This window comes from Haloarcula rara, from assembly GCF_029338235.1.
GTDB classification, from domain to species: domain Archaea; phylum Halobacteriota; class Halobacteria; order Halobacteriales; family Haloarculaceae; genus Haloarcula; species Haloarcula rara.
On sequence record NZ_CP119785.1, the window covers coordinates 295,268 to 320,172 of the forward strand.

Sequence of the window (24,905 nt, forward strand, 5' to 3'; positions counted from 1 at the left end):
CCAAAGATGACGGACCGCACCATACGCCTGGAACTGACGGGGATGAGCTGTGCGAACTGCTCGGGGACCATCGAAGACCGTGTCGGCGAACTCGAGGGCGTCTCGTCGGTCGACGCCAACTACGCCACCGACGAGGGGAGCGTCACCTACGACCCCGACCAGGTGTCCCTTTCCGACATCGTCGACGCCGTCCACGACGCCGGCTACGGCGTCGACACCGAGACGGCGACCATCGGTATCACGGACATGACCTGTTCGAACTGCGCCCAGACGAACACCGAGGCACTCGTTGGGGTCGCGGGCGTCGTCTCCGCGGACGTCAACTACGCCACCGACGAGGCACAGGTCACCTATCTCCCGTCGGTCACCTCTCTGTCGGAACTCTACGACGCCGTCGAGGCGGCCGGCTACTCGCCGGTCCGTGAGGGAGGCGGCGACAGTGACGACGGCCAGTCGTCAGAGGACCGCCGCGACGCCGCCCGGAACGCGGAGGTCCGAAAGCAGCGCCGGTTGACGCTGTTCGGCGCGGCGCTCTCGCTCCCGCTGCTGGTGTTCATGACCGACCACCTCCTCTCGCTGGGGCTGTTCGAGGCGACGCTGTTTGGGGTACCCCTTGGCTGGGTGCAGTTCGCGCTCGCGACGCCGGTCCAGATTGCGCTGGGCAAGCCGTTCTACGAGAACGCGTACAAGGCGCTGGTGAAGAACCGCCGGGCGAACATGGACGTGCTCATCGCGCTGGGCTCGACGACGGCCTACGGCTACTCGGTCATCGCCCTGCTGGGACTCATCGCCAGCACGGGGCTGTACTTCGACACGGCCGCCTTCATCCTCGTGTTCATCACGCTGGGTAACTTCCTGGAGGCCCGCTCGAAGTCCCAGGCCGGCGCGGCCATCCGCGAGTTGCTGGAGATGGAGGCCGACACCGCGACGGTCGTCCGCGAGGACGGGACCGAAGCGGAGATACCCCTCGACGAGGTCGCCGTCGGCGACCGGCTGAAGGTCCGCCCCGGCGAGAAGATTCCGACTGACGGCGTGGTTCGGGACGGCGGCAGCGCCGTCGACGAGTCGATGGTCACGGGCGAGTCGGTCCCAGTCGAGAAAGGCGAGGGCGACGAGGTCATCGGCGCGACGGTCAACCAGAACGGCGTCCTCGAGATAGAGGCGACGAAGGTCGGCTCGGAGACGGCGCTCCAGCAGATCGTCGAGCGCGTGAAAACCGCCCAGTCGCGCCAGCCGGACATCCAGAACGTCGCCGACCGCATCTCCGCGTACTTCGTCCCGGCGGTCATCGCCAACGCCGTCCTGTGGGCAGCCGTCTGGGCGCTGTTCCCCGACGCCCTCGCGAGCTTCGTCGCGGCGCTGCCAATCTGGGGGCTCGCAGCGGGTGGCCCCGCCGCCGTCGGCGTCACCGAGTTCGCCGTCGTCGTCTTCGCCTCGGCGGTGCTCATCGCCTGTCCCTGTGCGCTGGGGCTGGCGACGCCCGCCGCGACGATGGTCGGGACCACCATCGGCGCGCGCAACGGCGTCCTGTTCAAGGGCGGCGACGTGCTGGAGACGGTCCGGGACATCGACACCGTCGTCTTCGACAAGACCGGGACGCTGACCGAGGGGGCGATGGAGCTGACCGACGTCGAGGTCGTCGGGCCGGCCGCCGACGGGAGCGGCCCCGACGCTGCTGCCGATGGGGGGGCCCTCGAAGAACGCCCCGAACTCACCGAGGCGTTCGTCCTCGAACTCGCCGCCAGCGCCGAGAGCGGGAGCGAACACCCACTCGCCGAGGCAATCGTCGAGGGGGCCCGCGAGCGTGGCGTCGACTTTGCCGACGCCGAGGAGTTCGAGAACGTCCCCGGCCAGGGGGTGCGAGCGACCACCGACCACGGCGAGGTGCTGGTCGGGAACCGCAAGCTGCTCGCGGACAACGGCGTCGACACCGACCCCGCCGAGGAGCGGATGGACGCCCTGGAGCGAGAGGGGAAGACGGCGATGCTAGTCGCACTGGCGGAACCTGAGACCGATACCTTCCGCCTCGTCGGCGTCGTCGCCGACGCGGACACGGTCAAAGACAGCGCCAAGCGCGCCGTCTCGGACCTCCGCGAGCGCGGGCTCGACGTGTGGATGATTACGGGCGACAACGACCGGACCGCCCGCGCGGTCGCCGAGCAGGTCGGTATCGACCCCGACAACGTCCAGGCCGAGGTCCTCCCCGAGGAGAAGGCCGCCGCAGTCGAGGAAATTCAGCGCGACGGGAGCCGGGCGATGATGGTCGGCGACGGCGTCAACGACGCCCCCGCGCTCGCGACGGCCACCGTGGGCTGTGCCATCGGCTCGGGCACCGACGTGGCCATCGAGGCCGCCGACGTGACCCTCCTCAGAGACGACCCCGCCGACGTGCTGAAGACCATCCGCGTCTCCGAGGCCAGCCTCCGGAAGATAAAGCAGAATCTCTTCTGGGCGCTGGGGTACAACACGGTGATGATTCCGCTGGCCTCGCTGGGGCTGCTCCAGCCCGCGCTGGCCGCCGGAGCGATGGCCGCCTCGTCGGTGTCGGTGCTGGCAAACAGCCTCGCCTTCCGCCGGTATACGCCCGACGAGGACTACGAACTGCTGGGACGACTGCGGCCCTGAGCATCCAGTACGTTCATACGAACAGAGCCCCGAGCCACGCCCAGTGAGCGAGTCGCAGCCGGCCGAGCGGAGCCAGCCGTCCCAGCGTCGCCAGCCGTCCCAGCGTCGCCAGCCGTCCCAGCGTCGCCAGCCGTCCCAGCGTCGCCAGCCGTCGGGCCTGGGGGTCCGCCTGCGTGCCCTCTGGCGCGCCCTCGTCGTCGCCTGGCAGTTCGTCCCCTTCCTGTGGGCGTGGGCCAGAGACCGCAAGCGGTTCCTGCTTTTCGGCCGGTCTCGCGACGTCACGAGCGAGCAGCGCGTCCAGCGGGCCCGCCGGCTGAAGACGACCTTCGTCGAGCTCGGGCCAGCCTTCATCAAGCTCGGGCAGATGCTGTCGACGCGACCCGACGCCCTGCCAGCGGAGTACATCGAGGTCCTCTCTGAGCTCCAGGACAGGGTGCCGCCGGAACCGTGGGCCGACATCGAGCCGCTACTGGAAACGGAGCTGGGCGCTCCCGTCGACGAGCGATTCGACGAGTTCGACACCGACCCCATCAGCGGCGCGTCGCTGGGACAGGTCTACGGGGCGAGCGTCGACGGCCAGCGCGTCGCGGTGAAGGTACTGCGACCTGGGATTCGCGAGCGTGTCGAGTCCGACCTGCGAGTGCTTTCGACGCTGACGCCACTGCTGGCCCGCGGCGCGGAGCCGGCCCAGGCCTATACCCTCGAGAACCTGAGCGAGGAGTTCGCGGCCACCATCCGCGAGGAGATGGACTACGCCCACGAAGCGCGGATGTTACGGGATATCGGTGCGAGCTTCGCCGACCGCGACGACGTGGCTATCCCAGAGGTCGTCGAGAGCCACTCGACGGACCGGGTGGTGACGATGACGTATCTCGACGGGGTGAAGATAGACGACGTGGCCAGCATCGACGAAATGGGCGTCGACCGCGGCGAGCTGGTCCAGCGGCTCGAAGAGGTGTACATCCAGATGATAGTCGAGGACGGTCGCTTCCACGCCGACCCCCATCCCGGGAACCTCGCGGTGCAGGCAGACGGGACGCTGGTCTTCTACGACTTCGGGATGACCGGGCGGCTGGGCCCCCGCACCCGCGAGCAGCTGATGGAGTTCTACGTCGGGCTGGCGGCCGACGACGTCGACCGGGTGATGGACGCCTTCGTCGCGATGGGCGCGCTGGACCCCGCGGCGAACCGCGAGGTGATGGCCGAAGCGTTCGAAATCGTCATCGAGCAGTTCCGCGGCGAGGACATCAGCGACTATCGCGTCGAGCAGCTCGTGGGCCAGTTCGAGAGCCAGCTCTACGAGTTCCCGATGCGCCTGCCACAGGACCTGGCGCTCGTGGTCCGCGTGACCACGGTGCTTGAGGGGGTCTGTCGCACGCTCGACCCCGAGTTCGACTTCATCGAGATAATCACCGACTACGTGATGGAACAGGGCGGGGCTGACGCCGGCGAGGCGATTCGCGAGGAGATACAGGAGACCGTCACCCAGGGCGCCCGCTCGCTCGTGACGACGGCGCCACGGGCCGAGCGGGCCCTCGACATCGCCGAGCGCGGGGAGCTGACACTGGAGACCGTCCTCAGGGACGGCGACGGCCTCGCCCGGCAGATGGCAAAGCGGCTGCTGCTTGGCTTTGTCGCGGCCGCCGGGATTCCGGTCGCGGCCCTCTTCTACGTCGACGCGACGCTCCCGTCGATGGCGCTGGCACTGGGAGTCACGGGACTCTCACTCGCCGCGCTGGTGTGGTCGTTCCGCCGGTCGCGGGGTAGCAGCCTCGGCTCGCCGCAGTTCACGCGCCACGAGATGCGTCGCCGCGAAGACCAGGGGTAGCTCACAGCTCCCCCTGTTCGGCCAGATTGCGTATCTCGTTGGCTCGGTCGCGAATCTTGGCCCACTCCTCGTCGTCCTTGTTGTCCACGTGGCTGTACATCAGTCCCATACGGTGGTTCGACCGCAGCGAGTCTTCGTTGCGGTCCAGGAAGTCCCAGTACAGGGCGTTGAACGGACAGGCCCCCTCGCCGGTTGTCTTTGTCTTGTAGTAGGGACAGCCCGAACAGTAGTCGCTCATCTTGTCAACGTAGTTGGCCGAGGCGGCGTACGGTTTCGTCGCGAAGACGCCGGCGCCGTACAGCCCCATCTCGACGACGTTGGGCGTTGTCACCCAGTGGAAGGCGTCGACGTAGCCCGCGTGAAACCAACGATTGAGCTGTGCGGGCTCGACGCCGTAGACGAGCCCGAAGTTCGCCAGAATCATCAGCCGCTCGATGTGGTGGGAGTAGCCCCGCTCCCGGACCCCGTCGACCACGTCCGAGAGACAGGCCATGTCGGTGTCGCCGGTCCAGTACAGCTCCGGCAACGGCTCATCGGCGCCGAGTTGATTGGCTCTCACCAGGTCGGGCATCTCCCGGCGGTAGACCTGGCGCATGAACTCCCGCCAGCCCAGTACCTGCCTGACGAATCCCTCCACACTGTTGAGCGGTGCTTCGCCGTCCTCGTAGGCCTCTATAGCACGCTGAATGACCTCCTCGGGCAGGAGCAACCCGAGATTCAGCGACGTCGACAGCACACTGTGGCTCATCGCCCACTCCTCGCCTCGCATCGCGTCCTGGTACGGGCCGAAGTCGGCGAGCCGGAGAGTGACGAAGTGGTCCAGGGCTTGTACCGCCTGTCGGCGCGTCACCGGCCAGCGGAACGGCTCGGGGTCAGCCCAATCGCCGCCGTAGGGCGGGTCCTCGTAGCCGCCAGCGAAGGTCTCCTCGACCCACGCCGCTGTCTCGTGGACGATATCGTCGTAGTCGAAGCTGGGCGGGTCAGCCGGCTCCCAGTCGTCGGGCGGCGTCTCGCGGTTCTGGTCGTCGTAGTTCCACTCGCCGCCGACGGGGTCGCCACCGTGCATGAGATACCCTGTCTCGCGGCGCATGAACCGGTAGAAATCCTCGTGGCGATACCGGCCGTCGCTCGCCCACTCGTCGAACTGCTCGGCCGAGCAAAGGAACCGCTCGTCGGGAACGAACGCCACCTCGCCGCCCGCAGCCGAGACCAGCGACTCGATGCGTTCGCGCGCGCCGTCGGCCTGTGGCTCGGTCGTCACCAGCCGGTCGTCGGGATGGGCCTCGAAGTGGGCGGCCAGTCCCTCGGCGAACGTGTCGACCCGCCTGTAGTCGACGGTCCGGCCCGCCTCGCGCAGCTCGTCCCGGAACCGACGCATCGCCGCAAACACCAGAGTCAGCTTCTGCGGGTGGTAGGGCAGCTTTCGGGCGAACGATTCGGCCTCGACGAGCAGGACACGCTCGTCGGGCTGTCGTGCCAATGGCCCCCGATGGCGGACCAGGTGGTCACCCCGGAGCCACACCGTCACGGCTGACACCTCGCATACCTCTCACTTTCGGTGCCAGCGGCATCAATCCACGTCCGCACTACGGCGGCATCGACCGCGAGACTCGTTTGGCTCGTCGGCACTCCGTACGGGCGTGGCGGGAGTGAGTGAAGCCGAAGGCTTTTCGAACATCGAGAGACGCCGCCGGCGTCTCTCGGGATTCGAACCGGAGCAAGACGGTCGCTCACTTCGTTCGCACTGCGACTTGCAGGGTTCGAACTCCGTGTCCGTCGGCTCCTCACGTCCGTTCGTCGCACGACGGGCGTGGCGGGATTCGAACCCGAGGCGAGACTCGCTTCGCTCGTCTCGCGTGATTCGAATCCCGCCATGCCGGTTCGAGGCCGACTCGCTTCGCTCGTCGGCACTCTGCACGGGCGTGGCGGGATTCGAACCCGCGCTCTAGGGGTTAGGAACCCCTCACCCTCGTCCACTAGGCCACACGCCCTCGGCGGGAATGAAAAAGGCCCGAAAACCCTGTTAGTTGCTGCTGGATTCGGTCGTCTTCTCTTCGGTCGTCTCGCTCGTGGTCTCGGTCGCCGAGTCGCCTGCAGCCTCGGTCGCCGAGTCGCTCGCGGTAGCACCCTCGCGCATCTCTTCGAGTTCCTGCTCGACTTCTTCGCGGCCTTTCTGGAACTCGCCCATGGCCTCACCGGTCGAGCGAGCGAGCTTCGGAATCTTGTTGGCGCCGAACAGGAGCACGGCGATCAGGAGGATAACTAGCAGCTCCACCCCACCGGGCACCCCGGGAAACAGGGGAATCTCAAACATTGTGATGGGAAATTACGTGGTTGCTATTATAGTCTTTTTGTCTGTCCACGGATTCCTGAACGGGTTTTAAACGGTGTGAAATCGCTAATATCGCCATTTCGGTCGACAGTCAGGGACGCCGATATCAACCTTTTGCTGGCACTGTCATAGACAGACGGTGCCACGGCGACAGTGTAGCGCTTACTGCTGGACGAGCCGCGCGCTGACGTCGTCGAGCCACTCGGGGACGTCGAGGTCGGCGAGCGCGCCGTCGCGCCAGGTCGTCACGACTTCGGTCTCGCCGCCGCGCGTGAGGTCTATCTGCCACTTGCGGCCGTCTTCGGCGGTGATGTTGAACCGGGCGCCGCCGTTTGCCAGCGTCGAGACGTGTTCGACCGTCACCTCGATACCGGTGTAGACCTCCATCGTGTCGGGCATATCTGTCCCTATGTGCCGGCTGCTATTTAAACAACCCCGCACGTGGGGCCGGACCATCGGACTCATTTGTCTCGCACTCTGAGCCAGCGATATGATTTCAGTCGGCGACGAAGCGCCCGATTTCACCGCACCGCTCGCGAACGGCGACGTAGCCGAGATTTCCCTCTCCGACGCCGTCGCGGACGGACCGGTCGTGCTCGCCTTCTTCCCGGGCGCGTTCACGAGTGTCTGCAGCCACGAGATGGAGACCTTCGACGACCGACTCGAAGAGTTCGCCGACGCGGGCGTCACTGTCTACGGCGTCAGCATCGACACGCCGTTCGCTCAGAACGCCTTCCGCGAGGAGATCGGGCTTGGCTTTGCCCTCATCAGCGACAGCAACCGCGACATCGTCGACGCCTACGACATCGCGATGGATTTCACCGCGCTGGGTGTCCACAACCTCGCCAAGCGAGCGGTGTTCGTCGTCGACGAGGACCGCACCGTCACGTACGCGTGGGTCAGCGACGACCCCGGCGTCGAACCCGACTACGACGAGGTCGTCGCGGCCGTCCGGGACGACTGAACGCCCGGCTTTTTCTCGCTGGCCACACGTGCTAGACCCATGAGTGAGAGCGACGACGAGGCGGGCGGCCGCATCTACGACCCCGACGCCGACCACGCGTTCCCCGACGAACGGGTCAACGACGTCCTCGCCATGCTGGCCGCCGACGAGGAAGTGCAGGCGTATCTCGAAGCCCAGAACGTCAATCCCGTGGCTCGAAAACGCTACAACGACCACGGGACCAAACACATCAGCATCGTCCGGAACCGGGCGCTCTGTCTCTATGACCTGCTCAAACGGGGTGGCGTCGAGTTCAACGGCGCAACCGAGCAGGGCCTCGAAGAAGCAGACGAGGCGGTCATCATCGGACTCGCCGCGACGCTGCACGACATCGGCCACGTCGTCCACCGCGACGAGCATCCTTACTACTCGATTCCCCTCGCCGCCGACCTACTGGACCGCCTGCTCGAACCGTACTACGACATCGCTGCCCGCGTCCGCATGAAAGGCGAGGTGTTACACGCCATCCTCTGTCACCACACCGAGGAGGAACCGCTCACACTGGAGGCGGGCGTGGTCCGGGTCGCCGACGCCCTGGACATGGAGCGGGGCCGTTCGCGCATCCCCTACGAACGCGGCGGGCGCGGTATCAACACGGTCTCCAGTCAGGCCATCGAGACGGTGACGCTCACGAGCGGCGACGACTACCCCGTCCTTGTGGAGATAGAGATGAACAACGCCGCCGGTGTCTATCAGGTCGACAACCTTCTGAAGGCGAAGCTGACCGACTCCGGTCTCGAAGGGAGCATACGTATCGTGGCGCTCAACAGCCACGAAAACGGCGACCGAATCGTCGAGCGGATCGAGCTCTGAGCGACGGAACCTGAAAGCGACATAACTGTTTAGTACCGGCGAGCCCAACCTTTGTGCATGAGTCTCATACCCCTCGACGAGCCGCGGGGTGACGGGCCGGACCCCGGCGGAGACGGCCCGAAAGACGCCTCTCTCGCCGATCGCTTCCTGTCCGGAGTGAGGGCAGTCCTGCTCGCGCTCCCCGGCGTCTCGGCGCTTTCGAGCAGTCGGGCCAGCGACCGGAGCGAGGCGTCCGTCGACACCAGCGGCGACGACACCTCGCCCGAGCGGAACGCACCGGCCGCACTCCCCGGCGGGCCAGCGAGTGGCCAGGTCGAGGTGGTCAGCACCGAGACCGACGACACCCTCACCGTCGAAGCCGTCGACAACCCCGACGCGACGATCAGTTCGGATACCTGGGAACCCGTCAGGCGGTAGCTTGATTTCTCTCGGATTGCAGTCGCTACGCTGCGCGCGGCTGATAGGCTTCAAATCCCTCCGCGAATACACTCGACGCTCGCGAAGTTGCTCGCGTTGAGAAGTGCGGCGGCCGGGATTTGAACCCGGGCCATGAGCTTGGAAGGCTCAGGTCCTACCACTAGACCACCGCCGCATGCTCGCTTTGCTCGCATGCGGCGAGGTTCGCGAATCCGCCGGATTCGCTCACCACCGCCGCTCACTTGTCACGGCCCAGGTTTGGGAAGGTTTCAGGGCCGCGACGCGAGCGTATTACGCCATAGAGCCAAGGAGATTAAGGACCTTTCCCTTCGGACCGAACGACGGCGTAGCAGTTGCCGCTAGATATCTCGAACGACTCGGTCGCCAGGCCGCTCTCGTCCAGCTCCCGCTCGAACTCCGCCGGGGCGTAGATGTAGTAGAAGCGAGGCACCGTCTCGCCGCCGGGGAGGGTCCAGTCGACGGTGGTGTCAAAGCCCGTCTCGGCGTCGGCGGGGGCGTCGAAGCGGTCGTGGGCCGTACTCCAGACGCTGACGAGGGCACGGCCCCCGGGCGCGAGAACGCGGGCGAGTTCGTCCAGGCTCGCGCGGCGGTCGGCGGCCGAGGGGAGGTGATGCAGCGTGGCGACATAGACCGCCAGGTCGACACAGTCGTCACCAATCGGCAGGCGGGCGGCATCGCCGAGCAGCAGCGAGACGCGGCTCCCGACCCGTTCTTCCGCGGCGTCGAGCAGCGAGCGGCTGGCGTCCAGCCCGACGACGCGGTCGGCCACGTCGGCGAGCAAGGCGGCGTGGCGGCCGTTGCCACAGCCGATATCGAGCGCCGTCTCGCAGGCGGGGGCGTCGTCGACGAACGACTCGACCTCGGGCCAGGCGTACTCGCGGGTCTTCGAGAAGTGGGCGCCGATGCGCTCGTAGGTGCGACGGACGCCGGCCCGTGAACGGTCCTCCATGCGGAGTGGTGGTAGCGGCGGCCGCTTACTCCTTTCCACTCTTAGAGCCGCGCGACCGCCGACCGGACGGGGTCGATGTCGGGTGCGACGGCAGTGTCACTGTCGGGCTCGGGGTCGGCCCACGAGAACTGGACCCGGCAGCGACGGTCGACGAGGAAGGCAGCCCGTCGCGTCGAGCCGTCGGGTCGCTGGACGCCGAACTGCCCGTCGACGCCGGGGTGGTCGACAAGCAGCGGGAACGGCAACTCGAGGTCTGTGGCGAACTGCCGGTGGTCGTCCATGCTGCCGGGCGCGACGCCGAAAACGGCGATGGCGTCGGTCAGCCCGGCCCAGTCCGTGTCCTGGAGCGTTTCGAGATACGCCCGGCAGCGGGGCTCGAAATCCGCCGTGTAGAACGCGACGAGCACAGGCGCCTGCCCGGCCGCCGCGGAGAGGCGGTAGGCTCCAGTCCGCTCGCCGTCAGTGCCGTCCAGGTCGAAATCGGGCGCAGGGTCCCCCGCCTCGAGCATACCTAACGGTGCAGACGCAGGGGGAAAAAGAGTCCGTCAGTCAGCCGTCGTCTCGGCGGCCGTGGCCTGTCCCTCCGCCTCTTCGGGGGTCGCGACCGCGTAGAGGCCGTACAGTCCCAGCACGGCCAGTCCGGCCAGCACGAGCCCGGTCCGGAGAACCGGGTCGACCGCCGGGGTCGCGATGACCGTGCCGGCCTCGTTCGTCAGTGGCGCCGCGCCGTAGGGCTTGCCAGCGAGCATCTCGACGATGCCCAGGCCAGCAGTGCCCAGGATCATCAGTCCGCCGCCCAGTGCCATCGCCGCCTTCTGGATAGTGTCAGTCATTGTTGTCACCCCATGATGTACCGGAGTTTCGGGTGCGCTTTCACGAACGCCGTCTGTTCGAGGATGCCGTCGAGGCCGTAGTACCGGCCGGCGCCGACGACCAGCACCGTCGCGAACAGCAACAGGCCCATGAAGTCGGCGTTGACCAGCCCGTGACCGAACTCGGCGTTGCCGAGCCAGAACAGGGTCATGAAGATGACCCCGCCCACAGCGGCCAGCCGGGTCAGCGCGCCGACTATCAGCGCCAGTCCGATGAGCGTCTCGAACAGTGGCACCCCGGGCTCGATGAGCCAGGCCAGGTTCTCGCCCATCCAGACCGGGATGGGACCCAGCGCAGTCCCGGTCATCCCCTCCATGTACATCGGCCCGTACGTGAAGGCCAGCCCGTCCTCGATGAGCTTGGTCACCCCGGCGTGGAAGAACCACCAGCCGGTCACGAACCGCAGGAACGCCAGCCAGTAGGCGGTCCACGGTCCGTCCAGTTCGAATTCGACGGTGTCGGTCAGGGGAGCAGTTTGGTAGTTCATCGGTGCCTCACAGGTGAACATCTGACGGCGAACGACATATAAGCGGATACGGGTTCCCACGCACTGAGAACGTTTCTACGCCCCTGAGAAACGCCCAGCGTTCGAATCCGGCTTCAGGGAGAGACGGGCTCGCTGACGGCTGCGACAGCGGTCACCGCTTGGCGGGTGGCCCCCTCACCGTGAAGTTCAAACCGTCGTCCGGATTACCTCCGATAAGATGCCTATCGAGATGGAGGGCGCCCACACCACGGCGCGCGTGATGGTCGACGACGAGTCGCTGGTAGAGGAGGGGTGTATGGAGCAGATACAGACCCTCATCGACCACCCCGCCTTCACCGAACCGGTTCGTATCATGCCAGATACGCACTGGGGGGCGGGCGCGCCTATCGGCTTCACGATGCCGCTTGCCGACCGCGTCGTCCCGAACATCGTCGGGGTGGACGTGGGCTGTGGGATGGCGGTGACGAACCTCGGTAACGAGTTCCCGCTCGAAGACGCCGAACGGGAGCGACGGGTCCGCGAGGCCGTCCCGATGGGCCGGTCGGTCCACGACTACGGCGACGCCCCACACCTCGTCGAGGAGTTCCCCTTCGACCGGGCCAACGAGGTCTTCGAGCGCTTCGACGAGGCCTTCGCCGAGCGCTTCGGCGAACACATCGACCCCATCGAGTTCGATTTCGACGGCTACGACGGCGACTACTTCGAAGCGCTCTGTGACCGCGTCCTGGCCGACCAGCGCCAGGGCGTCGACCACGTCATCAAGAGCGCCGGAACGCTGGGCGGGGGCAACCACTTCGTGGAGTTCGCGAAAGGACGCGAGTCGGGTGACTACTGGCTCGTCGTCCACAGCGGCTCCCGGTATCTGGGGATGTCCGTCGCCCAGTACTGGCAGTCGACGGCGACGGACCGGCGGGCTATCGGCGATATCCGCGCGGAAATTCCCGACGAGTACACCGAGTACCTGAAGTTCGACCCCGACACGGTCGAGTCTCGGGACCTCTACACCTGGGTGACCGGCGGGATGGGCGAGTCCTACATCGACAAAGAACACCTGCGACGGGAGCTGGACGGCAGCGACATCGAGGACGCCTTCGACACGCTGGGTCGGCTTCAGGAGGCGGTCCGGGACGACCTCGGCGAGGACGACCGGAACACCGACCTCGACTGGCTGGAAGGGCGGGAGGCCCACGGCTACTACGTCGACATGCTGTTCGCCCAGCAGTACGCCCGCTGGAACCGGGAGCTGATGAGCGACGCCATCTGTGCGGCACTCGGCGTCGAGCCGGTCGAGCGCTTCCAGTCCATTCACAATTACATCGACTTCAGGGATATGACAGTTCGGAAGGGCGCGACGCCGGCCCGTGAGGGCCAGCGCCTCATCGTCCCCTTCAATATGGCCGAGGGGTCGATTCTGGCCCGCGGGAAGGGCAACAACGAGTGGCACCAGACCGCGCCCCACGGCGCCGGCCGGGTGATGAGCCGCCGGCGGGCCCACGACGTAGTCGACATGGACGCGTTCGCCGACGCGATGGCCGGCGTCTACTCCGAGTCGGTGGTCGAGGGCGTCCGCGACGAGGCCCCGATGGCCTACAAGGACGCCGAGCGTATCGCCGCGGCACTTTCCCCGACCGCCGAGGTGGTCGAGTGGCTCGACCCGGTTCACAACCTGAAATCGACGGACTGAGTGATTTTCGGCTGGCTGTCGGGCGTGTGACGAACAGCCATAGCTGGACAGCGCTGCCCGGTGACGGGAGGTGGCGTGTCAGTCCTCGATGTCGGGAGCGAACTGGCCAGTCGCCCGATACACGCCGGCAAGAAGGACGCCCAGTGCGACCAGTGGGATGACCGCGCAGGCGACGTATATCGGCCGGAAGCCGACGATATCGGCGAGCGGAAGGGCGACGACAGGGGCACTGGCGCCGCCGATGTCCCCGAAGAGATTGCTCGTCCCGGACGCACGCCCCATCTGCTGGTCCGGCACGAGGTCGGCAAGCAGCGCCGTCAGCGGCCCGATAATCCCGCCCTGTCCGACGCCGATAGCGGCGCAGGCAGCAGTCAGGAGCACCATCGAATCGGTCGACGCGAGCAGCGCGTACCCGACCGAGGAGACGAGCAGGAAGCAACTCAGCGTCGGCACGCGGGACCCGTTCCGGTCACTCAGCGCGCCGGCGACGTACATCGAACCGCCGGCTGCGATGACGCTCAACCCCATGAACAGCCCCGACGTCCCCTGTGGACCGAACCCGAAGACGCTGAGTTCGGCGGCGTCGAGGAAGACGACGAGCGTCACGAACAGGACCCCGAAGTAGACGAAGTACACGGAGAAATTAACGACACCGACCGAGAGCGCCGGGACGCCGGTGTTTATCTCCCACGGTTTCGAGCGGGGCTCTTCGGACTCCGTGACGTGGGTCTCGGGCACTGTCAGGTACGCGAGACCACTGGCAATAAAGGCAAAGCCCGTAGCGACCGTGAAGGCCACAATCGGGCCGGCGAGTTCGCTGAGAAGGCCACCGAGGACCACTCCCGTCGGGAAGCCGAAAATCACTCCGCCGCGGATGAGCCCCATGCTCTTGCCCCGAGAGGCCTCGTCACTGATGTCGGCGGCGATAGTCTGTCCCGCGGCGAAGACGAACGCGCTCCCGACGCCCCAGACGATTCGTGCGCCCATAAACAGGGCTTCCGGAACGGCGACCAGCATCGCGACCACGTATCCCGCCGTCGCGACGCCCTGTATGGCCACCCCGAGGACAAAGGGTGTCCGCGTGCCGATTCTGTCGACGAACCCGCCGGCCGGAGCGTGTGCGACCAGCCGCGAGACGCGGTTTGCGCTCATGATGACCGCGACGATAAACGGCGAGATACCCAGTATCGAACCGAGATTCGGGAGAATCGGATAGATAACGCCCCCGCCGAACCCGATGAAGAAGGTGCTGGTAATCACCCCAATCATGACGATAGTCCGCTCGTCCATGTCGACGACGAGGGACTCCCGTATCTGCTCCTCGAAACGCGATAGGACACGCTGTGGCGAACTCATTATAGGCTCTCACATTGTCGGGACGCGTTCACTCGTCCGGGCCCCCACCCAGAGACAGAGAGACCCGTGCAACGGGCGATTCATTTGTGACCGGCCGTGTACACACCCGTTTTCGCGGCGGTTACGTAAAAATATCGTAATCAATGAGACAAAAAAGGAGCGCGCGTATCTCGGACCCGGTCCGGCGAGGGGTCGACGGCGGGGGACACAGCGACGGCCGACCCACCCGACGGGCGACCGCTCGATAACAGCATCGGGTGTGTAAAAATCGGCTCTGTACGACAGGCCCGATAGAACTAAGTGACAGTGTAAAGTACACTTTACTGTAAAGCGTACTTTACACATGACCGCAGCTGAATCCCCCGCGACCACGACGCTCTCCAGGCGACGGACGTATCGGCGATTGATGTTCGGTTCGGTGTACGGCGGTGTCGCCGTCGGGCTCGTCCTCCGATATCTCGACTATCCGGTCGTCGGCGAAGCGGCCTACTGGGTCGGTATCCTGGCCTTCGTCGCCATCTGGAAGGGCTCGGACGTACAGTTGATGGACGAACGCGACTGGGCGCTCGAACGCCGCGCCAGCCTGAGCGCCCTGCAGCTAGTCGGTGCCGTCCTGGTCCTTGGCGCCTCGGCGTCAAGACTGGTGACCTGGCTCACCGATTACACCGTCCCCACCCTCGTGTGGGGCGCGCTGTACGGCTACATCGGACTGTTTATCGCCTTCGGCGTGTCCTATCTCTGGCACCGCTCCCGTCTATGAAAAACGAACTCGACACGTACCGCAGCCGCGACGGGCTGAGCCAGGGCGACCTCGCCGAGGCCGTCGGCGTCAGCCGCCAGACCATCAACGCAATCGAGCGCGAGCGCTACGACCCGTCGCTGGAACTCGCGTTCAAACTCGCAACCCAGTTCGACTGTACGGTCGAGGAACTGTTCGACCCGGATATCGACGGGAGCGAATAGTTGTTAGATAAGCAATAATTGTGTTCGGCCCGTAGCGCTGGTATGACCATCCTGGTCGCAGTCGCCGACGACGAGGCCGCCAGTCGCGTCATCGATACGGCCGTCACGCTCGGCGCGGCGCTTTCCACGCCGCTGTACGTCGTCCATCTCGTCGACGACGCGGACGCGGACCGGACGGCCGAACGGATGCGTGATTCGCTGAAAGACCGCCTCGAGGACGAGCCAGTCAAGTCGCGGGTCGCCCTGGAGTACGTGGGTCGGCACAGCCGGCGGCCAGGCGCTCGCATCGCACGCGAGCTCCTCGAAATCGCGGCGGACGTCGACATTACCCACATCGTGATGGGCCACGAACCGAAAGGACTGCGCGGTCGGCTGCGCAGCGGGGACGTTGCCCTCGCCGTGGTCAACGAGACGACGGTACCGGTCACCGTCGTCCCACGGGTAGACGAGTAACTACAACCCGAGCTCCCGGCCCAGTACCAGCCGCTGAATCTCGCTGGTCCCTTCGCCGATCTCCATCAGCTTCGCGTCGCGGTAGAACCGCTGTGGGGCGTACTCGGAGAGGTAGCCATAGCCCCCGAGGACCTGCACGGCCGCCTCGCCGACTTCGCGGGCCGTCTCGCTGGCGTCGAGCTTGGCCAGCGAGGCGATTCTGGTCACATCTTGACCGTCGTCGTACATCGTCGCCGCCTTCTGGGTCAGCAACCGCGAGCGCTCTATCTTGCGGTCCATCTCGACTAGCTTGTCCCGGACCGCATCAATTTTCGAGATGGGGCGGTCGAACTGCTCGCGCTCGATGGCGTAGGACTTCGCAGCCTCGAAGGCCCCCTGTGCCAGTCCCACCGACAGTGCCGCAATGGAGATGCGCCCGCCGTCGAGTGTCTGTTTCGTCTGTGTCCAGCCGTCGCCTTCCTCGCCCAGTAGCCGGTCGGCCGGCACCCGGCAGTCGTCTAACTGCAGTTCACAGGTCGGCGAGGCGTTCAGTCCCATCTTGTCCTACTCCGTCGTCACCGTCCAGCCGTTGTCACCCGGTGAGACGATGAACGTCGAGATGCCGTCGTAGCCGGCTCCGGGGTCGGTGACAGCTTTCACGAGCAGGCTCCCGGCGACCGACGCGTTCGTGATGAACTGTTTGATGCCGTCGATGACGTACTCGTCACCGTCGCGCATGGCGGTCGTGTCCATGTCGCTGGCGTCGCTCCCGCTCCCGGGTTCGGTCAGCGCCCACGCGCCCAGCCGGTCGCCGGTCGCCAGCGGCTCCAGCCAGCGCTCCCGCTGGGCGTCCGTGCCGAACGTTTCGATGGGCTTGCTTCCCAGCGAGGTGTGGGCGGCGTAGGAGAGCCCGACCGCACCGGAGACCCGACCCAGCTCCTCGCAGACGACGGCGTACAGCTACTGGTCGCCGCCCAGCCCGCCCCAGCGCTCGTCGATAGGGACCCCCATCACGTCGAGTTCGCCGAGCTGGTCGAATATCTCGGCCGGGAAGCGCTCCTCGTCCTCTATATCCTGGGCGATGGGCGCGATTTCGTCCTCGGCGAACTCCCGTACGGCCGTCCGGACGTGGCGGTGTTCGGCCGGGAGCGTGAACTCCATAGCGCACGTATGGCCCCTGTCGACAAATACCATGTGGGACATAACATCTATCAGTCGGCCTCGCCTCTGCTACCCCGTGGCGTTCCGACGGCTCCTCCGAGGCACGGTCCCGTGGTCGCAACTGGTTGGGGTCGCCCGGGCCGTCCTCGACCGGTACGACGAGCCCGCCGGCCGCGTTCGCTTTCTGGAGGCCGACAACTGGCTCTCGACGCCGATGGTCGTCGAGGACCGCTGGTTCGTGAAGGTCATCACCCCACAGAACTCGCTGGTCCACGCGCTCCTTACCACGGGCCGCAACATCGGTGCCTTCTCCTCGGGAACGACCGGGTTCTTCGAACACTTCGGGACGCCCTACGAGATGGCGGAACACGAGCTCGCGGCGACCGAGCGGATGCGCGAACTCGGCGTGAACGCCCCCGAGCCTATCGAGGCGTTCGAATACGAGGGACTCGGCGTCATCGTCCTCGAGTATCTCGAAGAGTTCCGGACGCTCGACGAACTCCCGTCGGAGAGCGTCGCCGCCCACGCCGACACGGTCTTCGAGTTCCTCCACCGGATGCACGACGCCGGCCTGGCTCACGGCGACTTCCGCTCGGAGAACGTCCTGGTCGCCGAGGACCGGCTCTACTTCATCGACGCCACGAGCGTCCGCGAGGCGGCTATCGCCGACGCCAGAGCCTACGACGTGGCCTGTGCGCTCGGTGCGCTGGAGCCCCTCGTCGGCGCCCACGCCGCCGTGAGCGCGGCCAGGGAGTACTACACGACCGAAGAGCTACTGGCCGCCGAGGAGTTCCTCGATTTCGTCAACATCCGCCCGGACCACGACTTCGAGGCGACGATTCTGCGGGGCGCTATCGAGCGGTCGGCGGACTGAGCGCGGTTCTCGCCGAGCGCGAGAACCGCGTCATGGCGAACAGAGAGCGATAGCGAGCCGTGAGCGGCGCGGACCCGTGCCGACTTACTCCGCGTCGGCCGGCGTGTCGAAGTCGTGGAAGTGCTCGCCCTCCTCCTTCGAGAGGATGTCGAGCGCCGCGGCGCCGCCGTCGCCGGCGGAGATGATGGCCTGCCACTCCTGGTCCCGGACCATCGCACCGGTGGCGTAGGCGTCCGCGACGCTGGTCTCCATCGAGAGGGTCACGTCGACGAGGTCGCCGTCGAAGTCACAGCCGAGCGTCTCCGCCAGCGAGCGGTCGGCGCCGGTTGCCAGCACCAGATAGGTCGCCTCGGCCTCGCCCTCGGCCGTCGTGACGAGGAATCCGTCGTCGCGCTGTTCGATATCCGTGACCTCGCTCTCCGTGATGTCGACACCGAACTCCACGACCTGCTCGCGGGAAACGTCCATGTACTCCGAGCCGTCCATCGAGTCGATGCCGAGGTAGTTGAACAGGTGGGCCTTGTGCATCCACGTCTCGTCCGTGTCGTAGACGACCGTGTCGAGGCCGTTTTTCTCCGTGAACAGTGCCGCGCTGAGGCCGGCGGGACCGCCGCCGACGACGACTACGTCTGTCATGCACTTGTCGTTCGCCGTCGACACTGAAATGGCTGTTCGAGCCCGCAGTATTCCCGCCCAAAATCAGGCTTCCAGCAGGTCCTTCGTCTTCCGGTGGCGGAACCGAAACATCGGCTCCATCCCGACGAAGCCAAGCGGTCCAGCGAGTTCGCCCAGCCGCCCGCCGGGCAGCTCGTAGGCCACGCGGTCGTGGACGATGGTCGCCAGGTCGCCGGCCGCCCGGAACTGGTGGGTGTGTTCCCACTCCGGGAACGGCCCCTCGGTCATGACGTCCCGGAACATCGCCTCGTGGTCGCCCTCCTCCCGGGCGACGATTTCGGAGACCCACTCCTGGCGCGGCCCGATACCGAAGGGCTGAATGGATGAGACGACGACCGACCCCGTCGTCAGCTCGTCGGGGTCGGCCTCCCCGTCGGGCCCGCGGGTCTCATCCACCCGGAGGTGCATCCAGTCGGGGGTCAGGGCCACGAGGCCGTCGGCCGTCGCGTGGAACTCCCAGACGTCAGCAAGCGGCGCCGACACGCGTACCTCGCGCTCGAAAACGGGCATGGTATCGTCTAGGGGCGAGCGGAACAAAACTCCAGCGGTCGGCTAGGGAGTAATCGACTCGAGTGTTTCTGGAGTTAACCTGCGTGCCAACAGCCAGAAAGTCCCCGCGCTCTGGACTCCCGCGGCTCGTTGCGCTCCTCGGCCTCCGGCCTGTGGTGCTTACGTCGCCGAGGTTCGTCCAGAGCGCGGCCCCTTTTCAGTCCCGCCCGTAGCCGGTTGGCCGGCCGTCAGAGGTGGGACTGAAAGGGGCGGCTGCGTGGCGGCTTCGCCGCCACGACTAACGAGGTCGGCAAAGCCGACCTCGCTTGCTACACGAAGGCGGACGACGCAAGCACTGTCGTCCGAGAGGGCGGAGCCCTCTCGTGATCACGAAAGACGCGGAGCGTCTTTCGAACGACACTGAGCGAACGTAGTGAGCGAGGGAAGCGCGCAGCGAGTTCTCCGAAAATCGAAGATTTTCGGGATGAGTGTGGGACCGAGGATCCCACGAACCTGCGAACGGGCGCGAAGCGCCCGTGAGCAGATGACGAGAGACGCCATTGGCGTCTCTCGAACCATCCCCGAGTGTAGCAAGCCGGGGCTTTCTGGCTCTCAAAACTGTTTGTCGAAGAGTCGACTGTTATTGCTAGGGCCAGATACCGCCCTCCTCGGCGGCGTCGACGACGCGCTCGATGGCGACGACGTACATCGCCGTCCGGAAGCTCGGCGCGTCGGTCCGCTCGTAGGTGTCGACGAGATTGTCGAAGGCATCCGTGATGATGGTCTCGAGTTCGTCGTTGACGCGCTCCTCGGACCAGTAGAAACGCTGGCGGTTCTGGACCCACTCGAAGTACGACACCGTGACGCCGCCGGCGTTTGCGAGAATGTCGGGGAAAACGGCCACGTCGCGGTCGGTCAGCACGTCGTCGGCCCGGGGAGTGAGCGGGCCGTTGGCGGCCTCCACGATGATGTCGGCCTCGACGCTCTGGGCCAGGTCCCCGTCGATGGCGTTCTCCAGTGCGGCGGGGACCAGCAGGTCGACGTCCATGGTGAGCAGGGCCTCGTTCGACCGCTCCTCGGTCGCCCCCTCGAAGCCCGAAAGCGAGCCGGTCTCGCGCTTGTGGTCCTTCGCCGCGCGGGCGTCGAAGCCGTCGGGGTTGACGACAGCACCGGAGGAGTCGGAGGCAGCGACGATGTCGGCCCCGAGGTCGTCGATGAGCTTCGCCGCGACGGAGCCGGCGTTGCCATAGCCCTGGATTGCGACGGTGGCGTCCTCGATGTCCTTCCCGAGGTAGTCGAAGGCCTCTCGCGTAGTGAGCATCACCGACCGGCCGGTCGCCTCGACGCGGCCCGCGCTCCCGCCCGATTCGGGCGCTTTCCCCGTGATGACGCCCGGCTCCGTGGTGTCCTCCAGGGTCTCGTAGGTGTCCTTTATCCAGTTCATCTCCCGCTGGCCGGTGTTGACGTCGGGGGCGGGGATGTCCTTGTCCTCGCCGATGAACGGACGCAGCTCCTTCGCGAAGGAGCGGGTGATGCGCTCGATTTCGCTCGCGGAGTAGCGCCGCGGGTCGATGCGGATGCCCCCTTTGCCGCCGCCGTAGGGGATGCCGACGGCGGCGCACTTGTACACCATCCAGCCCGAGAGGGCCTTCACTTCGTCGCGGGAGACCTGGGGGTGATAGCGGATGCCGCCCTTGTAGGGGCCGCGGTCGCCGTTGAACTGCGAGCGGAAGGCTTTGAACACCTCGACGGAACCGTCGTCCATCTCCACCGAGAGCGTCGTCTCCAGCACCCGCTCGGGGTGTTTCAGCCGCTCCAAAACGTCAGTTGGATATTCGAGGTAGGCGGCGGCGTCGTCGATCTGCTCCTGCAGACTCTCGAACGGATTCACCTCGTCAGACATACCCGACAAATCAGTGAGCGCGGACAAAAGGATGCCGCCGAACATGGACGATTTCGCCCCACGTCAGCGTCGTGTCCGGTGCCCGTCTGGGGGCATCGTCGTGATAGAGGCCGGTAATCGTACGGCGGCGTCACTCACCGAATGTCGGTACGGACCCTTCGCCCCGAGTTCTGGCGTAGAAATACGACGTGACCAGCAGTATCACGCCGAGAACGATAAAGGAGAGAATACGGGGAATCGGGTCGAGCCCGGCCGTGTCGTAGATGAAGACCTTTACTGAGGTTATTCCGAGCAGGCCGATGCCGTTGATGCGGAACATCCTGATGGCCGACACCGTCCCGACAGCGATCAGCGTGAACCCGAGGACGCTCCAGACGACCGAGAGCGCGACGCCGGACCAGACGATGTCACAGGCGAGCGTCAGCAGTACTGTCGCCCCCCAGGCGTAGAGATTGGCGACCGGCGTCTCAGTGCCCGGAACGGTCCGAGACGGACGCAACTCAGTCCAACGCGAGAGCACGTACACCGCGGTGAAGACACTCGCGAGGGCGAGGAGCATCACGGCGTTCGCCGCCTGGGTCGCGACTGGCACCACCGACGTGTCCCCGCCGAGATAGGCGATACGCACCGCGTCGAGACAGAGCAGTCCCGAGGCCGCGTGCGTCGCGCTCCCCAGCCAGCGGCTCCGCAGCCGCGGTGCCACGACAGACGCCGCGAGTATCACAGCTGCGAGACAGCCCACGCGGATGATATCGTCCGTGAGGACGGCCAGCCCGGCGGCGGCCGTGACGTAGCCGAGGAACGGCTCGGCGATAGCCGCCCTGGAGCGGCGTTCGGTCTCGACGTAGTACTGCACGCACAGAACGCCACTCATCAAGAGCAACAACCCACCAGTGAGGGATTCACCCACCGGCTCTATCAAGAGTGCGAGCAGCGGGAGAGCGATGAACACGTTAAGCACGGGAATGACGAAGCTCCCTGAGTTGTCCGTTTCCCCCAGTTCCGGTCCCGCCCGTCGCGTAGCAGCCGTGACGACGGCAAAGACGGAGAAAAGCAGCGTCAACAATCCCGCCTCGATAGTCGCGCCGTTTTGCAGGTCAGCCATGTTGACCCAGAGCGACGTGAGTGCGTACGCTGGAAGGACCGAGACTATCGGCGGCAGTGTCCAGTCGCGCACCCCCGAGACGGCGACGACAGTCGCGACCGCCGCGAGGATCGTCGCCCCGAACGCGGTGGTCCCCACGGAGTAGTCCGCGACGACGACGGGCGTTGTCCACAGCAGCATCGTCGCCTCTGTCGCGAGTAACGGGTCGCGCTGGGAGACGGTGTCACCGAGAAACCCCGCGACGAGGACCGAAATCAACAGGAGCGGGACCCAGGCGGGCGTTCCAATCGCGTCCCGGTAGGGAGCGTATCCGTGCGAAGCATAGAGCGCAACGTACGCGATGACGGCACCGGCCCCGACGACGATCGCGCCCCATCGCCTGATATCCCTGGTCCGCGAGGCGTAGCGCCCGCCGAGCATCATACCGACGCCGACTCCCGTCGCAAGGAGGACCCGACCGAGCGGCCCGATATACCCCCGTTGGATGGCCAGTTGCAACAGGAACAGCGCCGCGACGATGAGCGCGACACCACCGGTCACCCCGATGAGGCGTACCCCGACGATGGATTCGATATCCGGAACGTACGTCCGGGGGTCACGGCTCACCGACGACCCGGACTCGCTATCGTCGCTCCCGGTGGGGAGGATTGCCGAACTGCCCTGTGTCGTCTCGCCAGCGGGACTGTCGCCCGCCGTCGTTTCCAGGGCCGTTTCGAGTTCGTCAACCCGCGCCTGGAGGTCCGCAACCTCCTCGGAGAGCGTCGCGACCTGCGCTTCTAGCTCTCTGTCGTCACCGTCCCCGGCGTCGGTCATTGCTTTCGTTCCTCCCTGGTGAAATTAAATTCTTTCTGAGTGAACTGCCCTCCCAAATCGGCTACGCTCGACCGATACCGAGCGGCCGGCGGTCAGTTCTCGCCGGCCCGTTCCAGCACCCGCTCGGCCTGGCGAATCTGGGGCGCGTCTATCATCTCGCCGTCGAGGACGAAGACGCCGCCGTCGGCGTCCTCGCGAGCGCCCAGCAGCCGCGTTGCCCACTGAACGCGTTCTGGGCCCGGGGTGAACACGTCGTTGATGACTCTCACTTGCCCCGGGTGAACGGCGAGTTTGCCGTCGTAGCCCAGTTCGACGGCGCGTACTGCCTCGGCTCGGAGCCCCGCGTCGTCGGTGTAGTTCGGGTAATGCGTGTCGATGGGCACGACGCCGGCCGCTCGCGCCGCGAGGACGACGTGCTGGCGAGCGTGGGTCAGCTCCCCGCCCTCGGCGGTGCGGGTCGCACCGACGTCGCCAGCGAGGTCCTCCGCGCCGAAGACGAGCGCGTCGGTCGAGTCGTGAGCAGCGATTTCCTCGGCGTGGAGGACGCCGGCGGCGGACTCGACCAGCGCGAGTATCGGACAGTCGACGCCGGCCTCGGAGAGCAGTGTCGCGAGCCGTGTGACGTCCTCGGCGCCACTGGTCTTCGGGAGCAGGACCGAATCGGGGGCGACACCGGAGAGCGCGACGGCCACATCGTCGGCCGCGCCCCGACCCACCGGGTTGACGCGGACACAGACCTCGGCGTCGGCCGGTACGACCTCGACAAGCGCGTCACGCACGGTCTCGCGAGCAGCCGGCTTCGCGCTCGGGACGACGGCGTCTTCGAGGTCGAAGACCACGACGTCGGTCTCGAAACTGACCGCCTTCCGTAGCTTCTGGGGGTCGTCGCCGGGCGAGAAGAGGACGCTTCGGCGGGCCATGGTGTGGCTTGGGCGCCCACCGTGGTAAGTGATGTGTGCCCACACGGCTAAGGGTCAGGCCGGTGTTGGTCCGGTATGAGCGGGCTGTACTACGAGGGGTTCACCGAGGGCGAGACCATCGAGCACGACCGCCGACGGACGGTCAGCGAGAGCGACAACCAGCGCTTTTGTGACCTCACGATGAACCAGCAGCCGCTGCATCTGGACGCCGACTTCGCCGCCGAGACGAGCTTCGGCGAGCGGGTGGTCAACGGGCTCTACACGATGGCGCTGGCCGTCGGGCTGACGATTCCCGACACCACGGACGGGACTATCCTCGCAAACCTCGGCTACGACGCCGTCGAACACCCCAGTCCGGTGTTCCACGGCGACACCGTCCGGGCGGAGACCACAGTACTGGAAAAACGACTCACGAGCGACGGCGACCGGGGCGTCGTCACGATGCAGGTCGACGCCTACACCGGCGAGGACACGCTGGTCTGTACGTTCGAGCGGACCGCCCTGGTCGAGCGCGCCGAAGCCTGACGCGGCCGTTCAGCGTCCGAGCAACAGCGTGCCGTTGATACAGACGGCGACCACCCACGGGACGGCCAGCCCGAGCGGAATCGTCGGTGCCTGACGGGCCGGTACCAGCTCGCGGACGGCGCCGGCCAGCCCCACGACCCCAAATTTGAGCGCGGCCAGTGCACCGATACCGAACTGCCCGATAAGGTGCCGAACGAGTGGGTTCCCCTCGCGGAGCCCGTACTGGAGTCCGAGCTGTGTCAGATAGACGTCTGCGAGCAGGGCCACGGCGACGACGACCCATAGCTCTCGCTCGAGGTCCGCGAGCATGTCGAGCGCTCGGCGCCCCCACCGGTCGATGGTCCCGTGACGGACCGTGCGGTCAGATAGCCACATCTTGCACCCCCGGAGCGCCCCATAATATTTCGTCACCGCTCCGTTAATTCACATCTATGATAGTAGCGAAATAACTGTTCCGGTCGGCCCCGACACCGCCTTTCCGCTGGGGGCCGTATCGGGAGCCGTGATTCCACCACTCCGGCGACGCTGTCCGCAGTGTGGCCACCGGGACTGGACGACCCGCTTCGAAACAGTTCGGGAAGACGGCGCCCGGTTCGTCGTCTGTCCGGCCTGTGCACAGCAGTTCGAGCCGGTCGAGACGCCCTGGCTCAACTGAGT

Annotated in this window: 26 protein-coding genes, 2 tRNA genes and 1 pseudogene; 12 read left to right on the top strand and 17 right to left on the bottom strand. The window is 66.3% G+C overall.

Annotated features, from left to right (window positions below; translation table 11 throughout):
• The first annotated feature begins 6 nt into the window (after positions 1–6).
• Complete coding sequence (locus tag P1K32_RS01485; RefSeq protein ID WP_276250963.1) at positions 7–2,625, top strand: heavy metal translocating P-type ATPase; 2,619 nt, start codon at positions 7–9, stop codon at positions 2,623–2,625.
• A gap of 43 nt (positions 2,626–2,668) precedes the next feature.
• A complete protein-coding gene (locus P1K32_RS01490; protein ID WP_419181057.1) occupies positions 2,669–4,453 on the top strand; it encodes an ABC1 kinase family protein in 1,785 nt (594 codons plus the stop codon).
• A gap of 1 nt (position 4,454) precedes the next feature.
• Here the strand turns inward: P1K32_RS01490 and P1K32_RS01495 are convergent, their stop codons facing one another.
• From P1K32_RS01495 to P1K32_RS01510, 4 genes are all read right to left on the bottom strand, one after another.
• Positions 4,455–5,981 carry a cryptochrome/photolyase family protein gene (locus P1K32_RS01495; protein WP_276250964.1) on the bottom strand — a complete coding sequence of 509 codons (1,527 nt, stop codon included), beginning with the start codon at positions 5,979–5,981 and terminating at the stop codon, positions 4,455–4,457.
• Between the two features lie 389 nt (positions 5,982–6,370).
• Positions 6,371–6,444: transfer RNA gene (locus P1K32_RS01500), tRNA-Arg, on the bottom strand.
• Positions 6,445–6,476: 32 nt separating this feature from the next.
• A complete protein-coding gene (tatA, locus tag P1K32_RS01505) occupies positions 6,477–6,767 on the bottom strand; it encodes a twin-arginine translocase TatA/TatE family subunit (protein WP_379690665.1) in 291 nt (96 codons plus the stop codon).
• 180 nt (positions 6,768–6,947) lie between these two features.
• Positions 6,948–7,184, bottom strand: coding sequence for a hypothetical protein (locus tag P1K32_RS01510; RefSeq protein WP_276250965.1), 237 nt, complete (start codon positions 7,182–7,184; stop codon positions 6,948–6,950).
• 91 nt (positions 7,185–7,275) lie between these two features.
• On the opposite strand from P1K32_RS01510, the gene P1K32_RS01515 reads away from it, so the two are divergent.
• Genes P1K32_RS01515 through P1K32_RS01525 form a run of 3 tightly spaced genes read left to right on the top strand, consistent with a single transcriptional unit; the run spans position 7,276 to position 9,018 of the window.
• Positions 7,276–7,749, top strand: coding sequence for a redoxin domain-containing protein (locus P1K32_RS01515; protein ID WP_276250966.1), 474 nt, complete (start codon positions 7,276–7,278; stop codon positions 7,747–7,749).
• 39 nt (positions 7,750–7,788) lie between these two features.
• Positions 7,789–8,601: an HD domain-containing protein gene (locus tag P1K32_RS01520; protein WP_276250967.1), complete on the top strand. Its 813-nt coding sequence runs from the start codon at positions 7,789–7,791 to the stop codon at positions 8,599–8,601.
• Positions 8,602–8,658: 57 nt separating this feature from the next.
• Entirely contained in the window at positions 8,659–9,018 is a 360-nt protein-coding gene (locus P1K32_RS01525; RefSeq protein ID WP_276250968.1) for a hypothetical protein, read from the top strand.
• A 104-nt stretch (positions 9,019–9,122) separates the two neighbouring features.
• Here P1K32_RS01525 and P1K32_RS01530 read toward each other — a convergent pair.
• The 5 genes from P1K32_RS01530 to P1K32_RS01550 form a co-directional block, all read right to left on the bottom strand.
• Positions 9,123–9,193: transfer RNA gene (locus P1K32_RS01530), tRNA-Gly, on the bottom strand.
• Positions 9,194–9,331: 138 nt separating this feature from the next.
• Positions 9,332–9,988, bottom strand: coding sequence for a class I SAM-dependent methyltransferase (locus P1K32_RS01535; RefSeq protein ID WP_276250969.1), 657 nt, complete (start codon positions 9,986–9,988; stop codon positions 9,332–9,334).
• Between the two features lie 41 nt (positions 9,989–10,029).
• Entirely contained in the window at positions 10,030–10,497 is a 468-nt protein-coding gene (locus P1K32_RS01540) for a redoxin domain-containing protein (RefSeq protein ID WP_276250970.1), read from the bottom strand.
• Between the two features lie 36 nt (positions 10,498–10,533).
• Positions 10,534–10,830, bottom strand: a complete 297-nt coding sequence (locus P1K32_RS01545; protein ID WP_419181058.1) for a hypothetical protein — start codon at positions 10,828–10,830, stop codon at positions 10,534–10,536.
• Positions 10,827–11,348: a DoxX family protein gene (locus P1K32_RS01550; RefSeq protein WP_276252153.1), complete on the bottom strand. Its 522-nt coding sequence runs from the start codon at positions 11,346–11,348 to the stop codon at positions 10,827–10,829. Before P1K32_RS01550 ends, P1K32_RS01545 begins: the two co-directional genes overlap by 4 nt.
• Positions 11,349–11,565: 217 nt before the next feature.
• Here P1K32_RS01550 and P1K32_RS01555 point away from each other — a divergent pair, with 217 nt between their 5' ends.
• Positions 11,566–13,032 carry an RtcB family protein gene (locus tag P1K32_RS01555; RefSeq protein WP_276250972.1) on the top strand — a complete coding sequence of 489 codons (1,467 nt, stop codon included), beginning with the start codon at positions 11,566–11,568 and terminating at the stop codon, positions 13,030–13,032.
• Between the two features lie 78 nt (positions 13,033–13,110).
• Here the strand turns inward: P1K32_RS01555 and P1K32_RS01560 are convergent, their stop codons facing one another.
• A complete protein-coding gene (locus P1K32_RS01560) occupies positions 13,111–14,322 on the bottom strand; it encodes an MFS transporter (RefSeq protein WP_379691335.1) in 1,212 nt (403 codons plus the stop codon).
• A 409-nt stretch (positions 14,323–14,731) separates the two neighbouring features.
• Here P1K32_RS01560 and P1K32_RS01565 point away from each other — a divergent pair, with 409 nt between their 5' ends.
• The 3 genes from P1K32_RS01565 to P1K32_RS01575 are packed head-to-tail and all read left to right on the top strand — an operon-like array spanning position 14,732 to position 15,804.
• A complete protein-coding gene (locus P1K32_RS01565; protein WP_276250974.1) occupies positions 14,732–15,148 on the top strand; it encodes a DUF2178 domain-containing protein in 417 nt (138 codons plus the stop codon).
• Positions 15,145–15,351: a helix-turn-helix transcriptional regulator gene (locus P1K32_RS01570; protein WP_276250975.1), complete on the top strand. Its 207-nt coding sequence runs from the start codon at positions 15,145–15,147 to the stop codon at positions 15,349–15,351. Before P1K32_RS01565 ends, P1K32_RS01570 begins: the two co-directional genes overlap by 4 nt.
• Positions 15,352–15,393: 42 nt before the next feature.
• The gene (locus P1K32_RS01575) at positions 15,394–15,804 is read left to right on the top strand and encodes a universal stress protein (protein ID WP_276250976.1); all 411 of its coding nucleotides are present in this window, start codon (positions 15,394–15,396) and stop codon (positions 15,802–15,804) included.
• Here P1K32_RS01575 and P1K32_RS01580 read toward each other — a convergent pair.
• A pseudogene (locus tag P1K32_RS01580) lies at positions 15,805–16,944 on the bottom strand (acyl-CoA dehydrogenase family protein).
• A 76-nt stretch (positions 16,945–17,020) separates the two neighbouring features.
• Here P1K32_RS01580 and P1K32_RS01585 point away from each other — a divergent pair.
• Complete coding sequence (locus P1K32_RS01585; protein WP_276250977.1) at positions 17,021–17,818, top strand: RIO1 family regulatory kinase/ATPase domain-containing protein; 798 nt, start codon at positions 17,021–17,023, stop codon at positions 17,816–17,818.
• An 84-nt stretch (positions 17,819–17,902) separates the two neighbouring features.
• Here P1K32_RS01585 and P1K32_RS01590 read toward each other — a convergent pair whose 3' ends face one another.
• The 5 genes from P1K32_RS01590 to P1K32_RS01610 all read right to left on the bottom strand — a co-directional run bounded on the left by P1K32_RS01590 (position 17,903) and on the right by P1K32_RS01610 (position 23,723).
• A complete protein-coding gene (locus tag P1K32_RS01590) occupies positions 17,903–18,454 on the bottom strand; it encodes an FAD-dependent oxidoreductase (RefSeq protein WP_276250978.1) in 552 nt (183 codons plus the stop codon).
• A 63-nt stretch (positions 18,455–18,517) separates the two neighbouring features.
• A complete protein-coding gene (locus tag P1K32_RS01595; RefSeq protein ID WP_276250979.1) occupies positions 18,518–19,003 on the bottom strand; it encodes an SRPBCC family protein in 486 nt (161 codons plus the stop codon).
• 625 nt (positions 19,004–19,628) lie between these two features.
• The gene (locus P1K32_RS01600; RefSeq protein ID WP_276250980.1) at positions 19,629–20,885 is read right to left on the bottom strand and encodes a Glu/Leu/Phe/Val family dehydrogenase; all 1,257 of its coding nucleotides are present in this window, start codon (positions 20,883–20,885) and stop codon (positions 19,629–19,631) included.
• A 130-nt stretch (positions 20,886–21,015) separates the two neighbouring features.
• Positions 21,016–22,803, bottom strand: a complete 1,788-nt coding sequence (locus tag P1K32_RS01605; RefSeq protein WP_276250981.1) for a DUF2339 domain-containing protein — start codon at positions 22,801–22,803, stop codon at positions 21,016–21,018.
• Positions 22,804–22,895: 92 nt separating this feature from the next.
• Positions 22,896–23,723 carry an HpcH/HpaI aldolase/citrate lyase family protein gene (locus P1K32_RS01610; protein WP_276250982.1) on the bottom strand — a complete coding sequence of 276 codons (828 nt, stop codon included), beginning with the start codon at positions 23,721–23,723 and terminating at the stop codon, positions 22,896–22,898.
• 75 nt (positions 23,724–23,798) lie between these two features.
• On the opposite strand from P1K32_RS01610, the gene P1K32_RS01615 reads away from it, so the two are divergent.
• Complete coding sequence (locus P1K32_RS01615; protein WP_276250983.1) at positions 23,799–24,248, top strand: MaoC family dehydratase; 450 nt, start codon at positions 23,799–23,801, stop codon at positions 24,246–24,248.
• A gap of 9 nt (positions 24,249–24,257) precedes the next feature.
• On the opposite strand, the gene P1K32_RS01620 is transcribed toward P1K32_RS01615, so the two are convergent.
• Complete coding sequence (locus P1K32_RS01620; protein WP_276250984.1) at positions 24,258–24,623, bottom strand: DUF5658 family protein; 366 nt, start codon at positions 24,621–24,623, stop codon at positions 24,258–24,260.
• 127 nt (positions 24,624–24,750) lie between these two features.
• Here P1K32_RS01620 and P1K32_RS01625 point away from each other — a divergent pair, with 127 nt between their 5' ends.
• Positions 24,751–24,903, top strand: a complete 153-nt coding sequence (locus tag P1K32_RS01625; protein ID WP_276250985.1) for a hypothetical protein — start codon at positions 24,751–24,753, stop codon at positions 24,901–24,903.
• Positions 24,904–24,905: the final 2 nt, after the last annotated feature.